Source organism: Saccharibacillus alkalitolerans (assembly GCF_011090185.1).
GTDB lineage: Bacteria > Bacillota > Bacilli > Paenibacillales > Paenibacillaceae > Saccharibacillus > Saccharibacillus alkalitolerans.
In genome coordinates, this window is the sequence record NZ_JAAFGS010000001.1 from 751,326 (window position 1) to 764,463 (window position 13,138).

9 protein-coding genes are annotated in these 13,138 nt (G+C 58.9%); all 9 read left to right on the forward strand.

The window, feature by feature from the left end:
- Window positions 1–271 precede the first annotated feature (271 nt).
- The gene (locus GYN08_RS03200; protein ID WP_166273096.1) at window positions 272–1,144 is read left to right on the forward strand and encodes an ABC transporter permease; all 873 of its coding nucleotides are present in this window, start codon (window positions 272–274) and stop codon (window positions 1,142–1,144) included.
- Window positions 1,145–1,201: 57 nt separating this feature from the next.
- Window positions 1,202–2,722, forward strand: a complete 1,521-nt coding sequence (locus GYN08_RS03205) for an extracellular solute-binding protein (protein ID WP_166272411.1) — start codon at window positions 1,202–1,204, stop codon at window positions 2,720–2,722.
- 26 nt (window positions 2,723–2,748) lie between these two features.
- Window positions 2,749–4,014 (forward strand): glycoside hydrolase family 88/105 protein, encoded by a 1,266-nt coding sequence (locus GYN08_RS03210; RefSeq protein ID WP_235945727.1) that lies wholly within the window; start codon window positions 2,749–2,751, stop codon window positions 4,012–4,014.
- Window positions 4,001–5,371, forward strand: a complete 1,371-nt coding sequence (locus tag GYN08_RS03215) for a glycoside hydrolase family 28 protein (RefSeq protein ID WP_166272413.1) — start codon at window positions 4,001–4,003, stop codon at window positions 5,369–5,371. The genes GYN08_RS03210 and GYN08_RS03215 overlap by 14 nt, the downstream gene beginning before the upstream one ends.
- A gap of 22 nt (window positions 5,372–5,393) precedes the next feature.
- Window positions 5,394–6,284, forward strand: a complete 891-nt coding sequence (locus GYN08_RS03220; protein ID WP_166272415.1) for a dienelactone hydrolase family protein — start codon at window positions 5,394–5,396, stop codon at window positions 6,282–6,284.
- A 22-nt stretch (window positions 6,285–6,306) separates the two neighbouring features.
- Window positions 6,307–7,305 carry a pectinesterase family protein gene (locus tag GYN08_RS03225; RefSeq protein WP_166272417.1) on the forward strand — a complete coding sequence of 333 codons (999 nt, stop codon included), beginning with the start codon at window positions 6,307–6,309 and terminating at the stop codon, window positions 7,303–7,305.
- Entirely contained in the window at window positions 7,302–8,924 is a 1,623-nt protein-coding gene (locus tag GYN08_RS03230) for a glycoside hydrolase family 43 protein (protein ID WP_166272419.1), read from the forward strand. Before GYN08_RS03225 ends, GYN08_RS03230 begins: the two co-directional genes overlap by 4 nt.
- 425 nt (window positions 8,925–9,349) lie before the next feature.
- Window positions 9,350–11,125, forward strand: coding sequence for an ABC transporter ATP-binding protein (locus GYN08_RS03235; protein WP_166272421.1), 1,776 nt, complete (start codon window positions 9,350–9,352; stop codon window positions 11,123–11,125).
- A 17-nt stretch (window positions 11,126–11,142) separates the two neighbouring features.
- Window positions 11,143–12,966, forward strand: coding sequence for an ABC transporter ATP-binding protein (locus tag GYN08_RS03240; RefSeq protein ID WP_166273098.1), 1,824 nt, complete (start codon window positions 11,143–11,145; stop codon window positions 12,964–12,966).
- Window positions 12,967–13,138 lie beyond the last annotated feature (172 nt).

Consider the following 13,138-nt stretch of genomic DNA (forward strand, 5'->3'; position numbering starts at 1 on the left):
GGACGCTTTTTCGGATAATCATCTGCTCGGAAGGTAATCATCAGCTGAGTTCCGGGAGCCGGAAACCCTGCAGCGGAGCGGATTTGAAAGCGTTATCATTTGATGATTATATACGGAACGCTCTTCGGGCTTTACGCTTGGGAGGCAATCGGAATTCAAGCGAGAGTGAGGTCGATAAGCGATGGCAAAGCCGGTGAACGCGCAAAGCGCTTCCCTGCTGGAGATTGATCGTCGGGCCGTGCGCAAGAGCAGATTCGGTCTGCGCAAGCACATGCTGCTGTATCTGATGATCCTGCCCGGTTTTCTGTATTTCGTCGTCTTCAAGTATTTTCCGATGGGGGGCCTGGTGATCGCCTTCCAGGATTATCAGCCGTTCCAGGGCATCCTGAAAAGTCCGTGGGTCGGTCTCAAGCATTTCGAACGGCTGTTTACGGAACCTACCTTTTTCATGCTGCTGCGCAACACGCTGGTCCTGTTCGCGATGAACATCGTCTTCTTTTTTCCGCTGCCGATCCTTCTCGCGCTGATGCTCAACGAAGTACGGCACCGCTTTTTCAAAAACGCGATCCAAACGATCATCTATATTCCTCACTTCATGTCGTGGGTCATCATCGTGTCCATTACCTACGTGTTCCTGACGGTGGACGGCGGAGTATTGAACGAGCTGCTGGCTGCCGTAGGGCTGCCGAAGATCAGCTTCCTGACCTCGCCGGAATGGCTGAGAACCGTCTACATCGGACAGATCATCTGGAAAGAACTCGGCTGGTCGACCATCATCTATCTGGCCGCGATCACCGTCGTCGACACCCAATTGTACGAAGCGGCGGAGATGGACGGAGCGAGCCGGCTGCGCAAGACGTGGCATGTGACGCTCCCCGCGATTCGCCCGGTCATCATCACGCTGCTTATTTTGAAAATCGGCAGCACGCTGGACCTCGGCTTCGAGCACATGTATTTGCTGCTGAATTCCCTGAACCGCGAAGTGGCGGAAATTTTCGATACGTACATCTACACGGCGGGGCTTAAAAACGGCCAGCTCAGCTACAGCACGACGGTAGGCTTGTTCAAGGGAGTCGTCGGACTCGTTCTGGTCATGCTCTCCAACAGGCTTGCCAAAAAATTCGGGGAAGACGGCGTTTACTGACCGCACGGCGATCCTTCATCGTTTCGATCCTTCATTCCACAGAAAAGGGGTAATCACATGAAGAATGCAAAAAAAGCCCGTAAAGCCGCTGCTGCGGCGCTGTGCACGACCTTTCTGCTGCTGAGCGCCTGCGGAGGCGGCGGCAGCCAGGCCGCGTCCGGCGAGCCGTACGACGAGAATTCGAAAGCGACGATCAGCTGGCTCAATATTTTGCATACCGCCTCTCCGCCGACCGATACCGTGCTGAACAAGATCGAGGAAAAGACGAATGCGGACATCCAATTTTCCTGGATTCCGGACGCGTCGAAGGAGGAGCGGATCAACACCGCGCTGGCCTCGGACTCGCTCGCCGACATCGTCACGCTGACGCTGCTGGACAATTCTTCGGTCCGAAATTCGCTCAAGTCGGGCCTGTTCTGGGAAGTGGAACCGTACCTGGACGATTATCCGAATTTGGCGAAGATCTCCGAAGATACGCGGAAGTCCGCTTCGATCGGCGGCAAATTGTACGGCGTTCCGTTCCAGAAAGATCTGGCGCGCAACGGCGTGACGATTCGCAAAGACTGGCTGGACAAGCTGGGACTGGAGACGCCGCATACGACGGACGAACTGCTGGAGGTGGCAAGAGCGTTTACGGAAGACGACCCCGACGGCAACGGCAAAAACGACACGACGGGCTTCGTGGACCGCAGCGACCTGATCTACGGCGCGTTCAAAACGCTGAGCTCTTATTTCGGCACGCCGAACAACTGGCAGGTGAGCGAAGACGGGAAAATGACGCCGGAATTCATGACGGAATCTTACGTGAAGACGATGGACTACATGAAAACGCTGTACGAAAAAGGATATATCAATCAAGACTTTGCCGTCACCGCCAAAACGGATCAGCAGCAGAAATTCGCTCAGGGACGCGCCGGCATCTATGTAGGCGCGATCTTCGACAGCAAAAACCTGCTCAACATGGCGAAAGGCATCCAGGACGATATGGAGCTGGTGCTGGTCAACGACATTACGTCGACGGGCAGCGAAGCCGATCGCGCCATCTGGGCGGCCAATAACGGCATCGGCGGTCTGCTGGCGTTCCCGAGATCCGAAGTCAAAGACGAAGCCGAACTCGAACGGGTGCTGAAGTTCGTGAACGATCTGATGGACGAAGACAGCTACGCGCTGATGACTTACGGAATCGAAGGCACGCATTACACGGTGGACGGCGAGGGCGCGGCGACCATTACCGATACGGATCTCTGGCAGCAGGAAGTGCAGCCGTTCGCCGCCAGCCGGCCGAAAGAGAGCGGATACGAAATTCACGACGCCGATCCGCTGAAAAAGGAATCCGACAAGCTGATCGCCGAAAATGCCGACTATGCCGTGCTGAACCCCGCCTACTCGCTGGAGTCGGAAACGTATAATACGCAGGGTTCCGAGCTGCAAAAGACGATCACCGACGCGACGTACAAGTACATCTTGGGCGAGATCGACCGGGCCGGCTTCGACGCGGCGGTCGAAAGCTGGAAAAACGCCGGCGGCGCGGCGATCATTTCGGAATACGAAGCGGCGTATAAGGCTGTGCAGTCTTGATTCGTTTCGTCGAAAAGGAGGAACCTATGAAAAACAATCGAATGCCGGAAACGCAAAGTTTGAGCATCCGCACGGCGGAATCGATCATGGAACGCAGTCCGCTGCTGCATCTGTGCAACGGGCATAACGGCAAATGGTCGTACGACTACGGCGTCGTGCTGCGCGGGTTCGAAGCGCTGTGGCGCCGAACCGGAGAGGAGCGGTATTTCCGCTATATCCGCAAGCAGATGGATCACTTTGTCGGAGAAGACGGAAGCATACTGGGGTATTCGCCGGAAGAGTACAATATCGATCATATCAACAACGGCAAGCTGCTGTTCGCGCTGCATGAGGAGACGGGCGAGGAAAAATACCGATTGGCCGCGGACCGGCTGCGGGGTCAGTTGGAACATCATCCCCGCACATCGGAAGGCGCGTTTTGGCACAAACAGATTTATCCGTATCAGATCTGGCTGGACGGATTGTACATGGGCGCCCCGTTCTACCTGCAGTATCAGCTTGCTTTTGCGGGCGGGGCAGGTCTGGAAGACGTCACCCGGCAGTTCCTGCTGTGCGAACGGCATACCCGGGACGCGAAAACGGGGCTGCTGTATCACGCTTGGGACGAGAAGAAAGTCCAGCCGTGGTGCGATCCGGAGACAGGCCTTTCGCCGCATTTCTGGGGCCGTTCGCTGGGCTGGTTCGCGATGGCGCTCGTCGACGTGCTGGAGCTGCTGCCCGGCGGACAGGCCGACGGGCCTGAACTTCGCCGCATATTGACCGATACGCTCACGGCGCTGCGCCGCTATCAAGACGAAGCTTCCGGCGTCTGGTACCAGATCGTCGACTGCGGGGACCGCAAAGGCAACTATCTGGAAGCGTCCGCTTCCAGCATGATCGCTTACGCGACGGCCAAAGGCATCCGGCTCGGCGCGCTGGACGAGAGCTGGAGGCAGATGCTGGATCGGGCTTTCCGCGGCATCGTCGACGAATTCGTGCTCGAAACGAAGGAAGGCTGGATCAACCTGAACAAAAACTGCCAGGTCGCCGGCCTCGGCGGAGCCGATCGGCGGGACGGCACCTTTGCTTATTACATCAGCGAGCCGATCGTGACCAACGATCAGAAAGGGCTAGGCGCCTTCCTGCAGGCCTGCGTCGAATACGAGCTGGCGCTGCCCGATGCGGGACGCGGCGAAGCTTCCCGGGCAGAAATGCCCGACCGGACTGCCGTTTCGGCTTCGGCGGATAAGGTTCGCTCAGTCGCTTCCGGCATGACCGGGACGGAAGGAGGCGGCACGCTTGGGTCTGTATAATGCCGCCGATTACGGGGCGGCGCCGAACGCCGATCGGCCTGCGACCGCCGGCATCCAGGCGGCGATCGACGCCGCGGCGCTTGCCGGGGGCGGCACGGTATTCGTGCCGGCCGGCGTGTACCGGACCGGTTCGCTCCGCCTGCGCAGCCATATCGAGCTGCGGCTGAGCCCGGGAGCCGTGCTGAAATTCAGCGCGGAGCCGGATGACTATCCCCTCGTGGATTCCCGCTGGGAAGGAGTCAGTCGGCAGGTACATGCCTCGTGCATTTACGGGGCCGATCTGGAGAACGTCTCCGTGACCGGGGGCGGCACGCTCGACGGCTGCGGACAGCCGTGGTGGGAGCGGCATCGCGGTTCGCCGGAGGACCTTCCCTACCCGCGGCCGAAGCTGATCGGCTTGGACCGCTGCCGCCGCGTCACGCTGCGCGATCTGAATCTGGTCAATTCGCCGAGCTGGACGGTCAATCCGGTGCTGTGCCGCGACGTGACGATCGACAATCTGTCGATTCTGAATCCGGCGGACTCGCCGAATACGGACGGCATCAATCCCGAATCGTGCTCCGGCGTGCGAATCGTCAACTGCCAGATCGACGTCGGCGACGACTGCATCGCTATCAAATCCGGCACGGAGGATACGGCGGAGCGGGTTCCCTGCGAGAACATTTCCGTTTCGGGCTGCACCATGCTGCACGGACACGGAGCCGTGGTGCTCGGCAGCGAAATGAGCGGGGATATCCGCAACGTCGTCATCCAGAACTGCGTGTTCAAGCAGACCGACCGCGGAATTCGCTTCAAGTCTCGGCGGGGCCGGGGAGGGATCGTCGAAGACGTCCGGATCGGCCATATCGTGATGGAAGACGTCGTCTGTCCGTTCATTTTGAATCTGTATTATTTCTGCGGACCTCGCGGAAAGGACCGTTATGTCTGGGACAAAAATCCTTATCCGATCACGGAAGAGACGCCGCGGTTCCGGCGCATTCATTTTGCCCATATTACCGCTCGGCGCGTGCATGCCGCGGCCGGGTTCCTGTACGGATTGGCCGAGATGCCGGTGTCGGAAATCACGTTCGACGACATCGAGATTTCGATGGCGGAAGACGCCGTTCCCGGCCTTCCGGCCATGATGGCCGGGCTCGAGCCCATGCGGGCGCGAGGCTTCTACCTGGGGAACGTGCGGGACGTCGGCTTCCACCGCGTGCGAATCGGTCGGCACGAGGGGCCTGCTTTTACGATCGAGAACGGGGAAGAAGTAGAAATCGAGGGCTGTCGGTCCGTCGATACGGCACGGAACGAGCCGCTTGTCGAACGCGTCGCAGCGGGAGCGGGCGCAGGCGCGGGCGGAGCGGCGCCGACGTAACAGAAGAACGGAGGGGAAACTCATGCGCGAAGATCCGCTGTGGAAGCTTCTCGGCGACCTGCCGGAAGACCGGCCGGCATCCGCCAAGCTCGTCCGCCGGGAAGCGTTCGACGGTTACCGCCTGGAGTCGCTGCTGCTCGAACTGAACGGCATCGAGGAGGTGCCGGCTTATGTCGCTCTTCCGGAGGAAGGCGAAGGACCTTATCCCGTCGTGCTGTTCAATCATTCGCACGGCGGGAATTACGAACAGGGAAAGCGTGAACTGATACGCAGCAGTCCGTATCTGCAGCAGGATTCGTTTGCCCGAGAGCTGACCGCCATGGGATACGCGGCCTGCTGCATCGATATGTGGTGCTTCGGCGAGCGCGGCGGCAGAGCGGAGAGCGAAACGTTCAAAGAAATGCTTTGGAACGGGCAGGTCATGTGGGGCATGATGCTGCACGACAATTTGAAGTTTTTGGATTATTTATGCGGACGGGAAGATACGGACTCTTCCCGGATCGCGACGGTCGGCATGTCGATGGGCGCCATGATGGCCTGGTGGTCGGCGGCGCTGGACGAGCGGATCGGCGTCACCGTCGACATCTGCGGGCAGGTGGAAGCGAGAGCGCTTATCGAGCGGCGGGGGCTCGATCATCACGGTTTTTACTCGTACGTGCCCGGGCTGCTCAAGCATGCGGAGACGATCGATATCCAGAAACGCATCGTTCCCCGCCCGCGGATCAGCCTGAACGGCGGGCATGACCGGCTCTGTCCGCCGGAAGGCGTGCGCCGGTTGGACGGGGAGCTGCGGGCCGCTTATGCGGAAGCCGGCTGCCCGGAACGCTGGAGTTCGGTCGTGACGGGCGGCGGGCATGCGGAGACGCTGGAGATGCGGGAATGCTGGAAGGGATTTTTGCGGGAGCATCTGTAAAACGCGGAAAGGAGGGGAAACGATGGCCGTATGGGTAGGCAGGGAAAAAGGCTGCGATTACGCGACGATCCGGGAAGCCGTCGAGCGGCTGGAACGCCGTCCCGGCGGCGTGCACGACACGCTTGTTCTTCTGCCCGGCACTTACCGCGAGCAGGTGGAAATTCACCGCTCGAACCTGTCGATCGTCGGGATCGGCCGGGTGGAGATCGTTATGGACCGCCATGCCCGGGAAAAAGGCGCGGACGGCGAAGAAATCGGCACGTTCGCCACGCCGACGCTGTTTCTCGGCGGGAGCGGCCTGCTGGTCGAAAACGTGACGGTGGCGAACTCGGCCGGGCAGGGGGAGGAGGTCGGGCAGGCGGTCGCGCTGAGCGCCTACTGCGACCGGGCGGTCTTCCGCTCCTGCACGTTCAAAGGGCATCAGGACACGCTGTTCACCGGTCCCCTTCCGCCTTCTCCGAAAAAGCGCGTTTCGTTCGGAGGAATCCAAGTTCGCCAAAGCCGCGCGCAGCATCGTCAACTGTATCAAAACTGCCGAATCGAAGGGACGGTCGATTACATATTCGGCGGGGCTTCCGCTTTTTTCGAACACTGCGAGCTGCACAGCGTTGCCCGGACCGGACCCGAAGCCGCCGGTTACGTGACCGCGGCTTCCACGCCGGAAAACCAGGAATACGGCTTCGTCTTCCGGGATTGCCTGCTGACGGCCGGAAGCGGCGTGGCTCCCGCTTCCGTCTATCTGGGTCGGCCTTGGCGGGCGCATGCCAAAACGGTGTTCGCGGGCTGCCGGACGGGAGATCATATCCATCCGGCCGGCTGGCATGACTGGGGAGACCCGGCGAACGAACGGACGGCGGATTACCGGGAATATGTCGAAGAAGCCTCCCGGCTGTCGTCCGTACGCGCTTCATGGGCGATCCGTCGTCCGTTCGGGGAGGAAGACTGGAGCAAAGAGCGGATGTTCGGAAACGATCGATTCTGGGAAGAACTCGCTTGGCCGGAAAGGGGAGGACGAACATGAACCGAAATGCCTCGCGGGCGGAACTTGAATCGCCGGCGGTTCGGATCGAAAACCCGGTGCTGCGGGGGTTTAACCCCGATCCCTGCATGATCCGGGTGAAGGAGACGTATTACATCGCGGTTTCGTCTTTCGAATGGCTGCCGGGCATCCGGATTTACGAGTCGCGCGATTTGACCGAATGGAGCCATCGGACCGACGTGCTGGCGGGACAGGCCGAATTGGCCGGGAATCCTCGCGACTGCAGCATTTGGGCACCGCAGCTGAGCTTTGCCGACGATCTTTTTTATCTGATTTATACCGATGTGAAAAGCACGCGAAGACCGTTCAAGGATGTCCGGAATTATTTGATCACGGCGCCTTCGATCGACGGTCCGTGGTCGGAACCGATCTATTTGAACGGCGTCGGGTTCGATCCTTCGCTGTTCCATGACGAGGACGGCCGCAAATGGCTGCTGAACGTGCTCTGGGACCATCGGATTCCGGAAGGCAACAAGTCGGCCGGCATCGCGATTCAACAATATGATCCCGAGCGGCGCCGCCTTACGGGCCGACCGGTCAAAATTTTCGGCGGGACGGAGCTGCGCAAGACGGAAGCGCCGCATCTGTATCGGCATAACGGCCTGTATTATCTGGTGACGGCAGAAGGAGGCACGGGAGCGGGACACGCGGTGACCGTCGCCAGATCCCGGAATCTGCTCGGACCGTACGAAGTCGATCCGCGCAATCCCATGCTGACTTCGAGCGATCGGCCCGACTGGCCGCTGCAGTGCGCGGGCCATGCGAGCTTGGTCCAAACGCCCGGCGGCGATTGGGTGATCGCCCACCTGTGTACCCGCCCGGTCGAAGGCAAATACGCGATTCTGGGCCGGGAAACGGCGCTGCAGCGGGTGGAATGGGACGAAGAGGGCTGGCTGAGGCTTGCCGCCGGCGGACATACGCCGCAGCCTGCGTTCGAAGTGCCGGCGGAATATGCGAATCGGCCGGAAGGATTCCGGCAGCCGGCGGCAGCCGCAGGCCGATTCGAGGACGATTTTGCCGGATCCGACCTGGGAAGAGGCTGGAACAGCCCCCGCATTCTGCCCGGCGGCGGCTGGTGTTCGCTGACAGCCCGCCCGGGCTATCTTCGGATAACGTCGGGCGAATCGCCGCAAAGCTTGTTCCGTCATCATCTGTTGGCCGTCCGGCAGACGGACTTCGCGTTCCGCGCGGAGACGTCGGTGGAGTACCGGCCGGATTCCTTTATGCAAATGGCGGGTCTGATGCTGTATCTCAGCGAATCGAAGTATTTGTACGCCTGCGTCACCGCGGACGAAGAAGCGGGCCGCGTGCTGTCGGTCATGCGAGGCGACGGAGAGGCCTTCGAGTTTCTGCCGCAGCCGGTTTCCGTCGACGGTGCCGGAGAAATAGGCCTTGCGGTCGAAGTCGACGGCGCGGAAGCACGCTTCTGTTATCGCGGCGCTGCGGATAAGGATTGGAGGGAGCTGGGCGCAAGCTATCGAATCGGCTTTCTTTCAGGCGGCTTTACGGGCTGCTTCGTCGGAATCTGCGTTCACGACCTGGAGAGACTTCATGGGAGCTTCGCGGACTTCGGCTTTTTCCGGTATTTGGGGCGGAGTTAGAAGAGGACGAAAAAACGCTCCGTTTCAACGGAGCGTTTTTTGCGTTTCCGCCGGTTGTGTTCCGTATTCTTATAATGAAGAAAAGAATCGGGAATTTCGCCCGAGCCGCTTGGCAGCGTTTTTTTCATTATCCGTAAACAACGAATCCGAAAAAATTAAAGCGTTTTCGAATTTTTTGCGTCATATTTCGTCAAATTCGCCAAAGTCGCCGAATGAACGAGAATGCGTGACCATTTTATATAAATGAATGCGCTGACAACGTCAGCCGCATGCATAGAACCCTCCTTGCCAAAATACGCTTTTTTCCTCGCTTTGCCGGGATAAAAGCGGGGTGATAAACTGCATTATGCTAAAGCAAATGCATCTTTATACGGAATGGGACCGCGAACGGAAAAAACGGGTCCCGACAAACGAGGAGGAAAGACATGAACGTTCTCAGGCGACTGCAGGACTATTACTGGGAGAAGAAGGCGTATATGTTCGCCTCGATTCTTTTCCTGGCAATCGCCACTGCCCTGGGGTTGGTGTACCCCAAACTGCTTCAAGTGCTGATCGACGACGTGATTACGCCCCGCAATTTCGAAGGAGTGCCGAAGCTCGCGCTCGCCGTGGTCGGCGTGGTGGCGCTTAAAGCGCTGATGCAGTTCCTGCACGGCTTCTTCGGCGCAATGCTTGGTAATCATCTCGCTTACCGTCTGCGCAACGCCTGCTACGAGAAGCTGCAGTTTTTATCGTTCCGCTACTACGATACCGCCAAGACGGGCGACTTGATGTCCCGTCTGACCGGAGACCTCGAAGCGATTCGGTTGTTCATCGGGTTCGGCTTCGCCCAGATTCTCAATTTGTTCCTGATGGTCGGGTTCGGAGCGGCGATGATGCTTTCGATCAACTGGCAGCTGACGCTGTTCACGCTGATCACGATCCCCGCGCTGGTCTACGTGGCGCTGCGCTTCGAGTCGCGGATTCATCCGGCGTTCCAGGAAATGCGTCTCGCGCAGAGTTCCCTGACGACGGCCGTGCAGGAGAACGTGACCGGCGTACGGACCGTCAAAGCGTTTGCGCGCGAACCGTACGAAGTCAGCAAGTTCTCGCTGCGCAACGACCGCTACAAAAACAACCAGCTGCACGCTTCCGGCTTGTGGAGCCGTTACTTCCCGGCGATGGAGCTGCTCGCTTCGGCCTGCGCGGTGCTGCTGCTCGGCGTCGGAGGCACGATGGTCGTTCGGGGCAGTCTGACGATCGGCGAACTGGTCGCCTTTTTCAGTTTGATCTGGTACATTATCGGACCGATGTGGGGCGCGGGCTTCCATATCAACAACTACACCCAGTCGGAAGCGTCCGGCGAGCGGGTATTGGAAATTCTGAACCAGCCGATCGACGTGCGCGACAAAGAAGGCGCCGCGGCGCTGGACGAAGAAAAGGTGCGCGGACACGTGACGTTCGAGAAAGTCGGCTTCGCCTACGGCAATAAGCTGCGGGCCGTGCACGACATTAATATCGATGCGCCTCCCGGCAAAGTCATCGGTCTGCTGGGCGGAACGGGTTCCGGCAAATCGACGATCATTCAGCTGCTGATGCGGGCTTACGACGTGACGGAAGGCTCGGTCCGGCTCGACGGCACGGATATCCGAGATATTCGGGTCGAAGATCTGCGCGGTCAGATCGCCACGGTATTTCAGGAGACGTTCCTGTTTTCCTCGACGATCAAAGGCAATATCGCCTACGGCATGAACAACGTTTCGCAGGAGGAGATCGTTCGGGCCGCCAAGCTGGCGAAAGCGCACGACTTTATTATGGAAATGAACGAAGGCTACGATACGATCGTGGGCGAGCGCGGCATGGGACTGTCGGGCGGCCAGAAACAGCGGATCGCCATCGCGCGGGCGCTGCTCAAAAATCCGAAAATTCTGATTCTCGACGACGCGACCAGCGCCGTCGACATGGAGACCGAGCACGAGATTCAGGCCGGCTTCCAGGAAGTCATGAAGGGACGAACCACGTTCATCATCGCGCACCGGATCTCCTCGCTGCGCCATGCGGACGAAATCCTCGTGCTCGAAGAAGGACGGATCGTGCAGCGCGGGAAGCATGAGCAGTTGATCGCCCAGCCCGGACCTTACCACGACGTGTACAGCATTCAGTATGCCGACCACATCGCCCGGACGGAGAACAGCGGCGGCGAAGGGGAGGCGATTCTGTGAGCACGCATACCGAAAAGTTGAATCCGGAGCTGAACAAGCAGCCGCAGGAGAATCCGGACCAGCAGCGTTTCGTTTACAAAGACGACGACGAGATCGACAAAGCGTTCAACTGGAAGCAGTTCGTCCGGCTGTTCGGCTACATGAGGCCTTACGCCAAGCAGATGCTTCCTCTGATCATTCTGATGACGATTCTGGGTACGGTTACCAAGTTGGCCGTTCCGTATTTGACCGGGGTGCTGGCGATCGACAAGGCGATCAAGCCGGGCAACCTGACCCTGCTGTACGTCGTGACGGCTTCGATTCTTGGGCTGTATATTGTACAGTGGGCCGCCAACATCTTCCGCATCAAGTACACCAATATCATCGGACAGCGGGTCATTTACGACATTCGCTCTTCGCTGTTCACGCACATTCAAAAGCTGTCGTTCAACTTTTTCGATAAAAGGCCGGCGGGTTCCGTACTCGTCCGGGTAACGAACGACGTCAACTCGCTGCAGGATTTGTTCACGAACGGCGCCGTCAACCTGCTGATCGACTGCGTGCAGCTGACGGGCATCGTGGTCATCCTGCTGTTGATCAACTGGAAGCTCGGCCTGGCGGTCATGCTGACCGTTCCGGTCATGTTCTTCATCTCGACCAAGCTGCGGCAAAAAATCCGGATGGCCTGGCAGGACGTACGGATGAAAAATTCGCGCATCAACTCGCACTTGAACGAAGCGATCCAGGGGATCCGCGTAACCCAGGCTTACACGCAGGAAAAAGAAAACATGAAGTTTTTCGACGGCATGAACCAGGACAGCCGCAAGTCGTGGAATCGCGCTTCGACGATGAACCAGTCGTTCGGTCCGCTGATCGAAATTACGGGCGGCGTCGGATCGATGATCCTGTTCTGGTACGGGACTTACCTGATTCAGCAGGGCGAAGTGACCATCGGTCTGCTCGTCACCTTCGCGAACTACGTCGGCAATTTCTGGGATCCGATCAACCGGTTGGGGCAAATGTATAACCAACTGCTCGTGGCGATGGCTTCCTCGGAACGGATCTTCGAATTTCTGGACGAGAAGCCCGCGATCGACGACAAACCCGGCGCCAAGCCGCTGCCGAAAATCAAGGGCGACGTCAAATTGGAGAAAGTGGTATTCGAATACGAACCGGGACGCCAGGCGCTCAAAGGAATCGACATCGAAGCCAAAGCGGGGCAGTCGATCGCGCTCGTCGGCCACACGGGCTCCGGCAAGTCGACGATCATCAACCTGCTCAGCCGCTTCTACGACGTGACGCAGGGCTCCGTGAAGATCGACGGCGTCGATGTTCGCGACGTCAAATTGGAAAGTTTGCGCACGCAGATCGGCATCGTGCTGCAGGATACGTTCATTTTTTCGGGCACGATCCGCGACAACATCCGATTCGGCCGTCTCGATGCGACGGATGAGGAGATCGAAGAAGTGGCGCGGGCGGTCAAAGCGCACGACTTCATTGCGTCGCTGCCTGCCGGGTACGACACGGAAGTCGAAGAGCGCGGCAGCGCGCTCTCGATGGGACAGCGTCAGCTGCTGTCGTTCGCCCGCGCGCTGCTGGCCGATCCGCGCATTCTGATCCTGGACGAAGCGACGGCCAGCATCGATACGGAGACCGAGCTGAAAATCCAGGAAGCGCTCAAGGTGCTGCTGCAGGGACGGACTTCGTTTATCGTCGCGCATCGTCTCTCGACGATCCGTCATGCCGACAAGATTATCGTGCTCGACCACGGAGAGATCAAAGAGCAGGGAACGCACGCGGAGCTTGTTCGGCACGGCGGAATTTACAACGGTCTGGTCGAAGCTCAATTCCGTTTTTTGTAAAAGCGTCCTCTCTCTGAAAGTTGATGAATATATAAGTCATGGCTACCGGAAAACCTGCGACTTTTTTCGCAGGTTTTCGTCATTTTTTCATAAAAATTTGAGCGATCAGGGTTGCAATTCGGCGGGCGAGCACACAAAATAGAAAAGGACAAACCAAAAAGGCGTAGGAGTT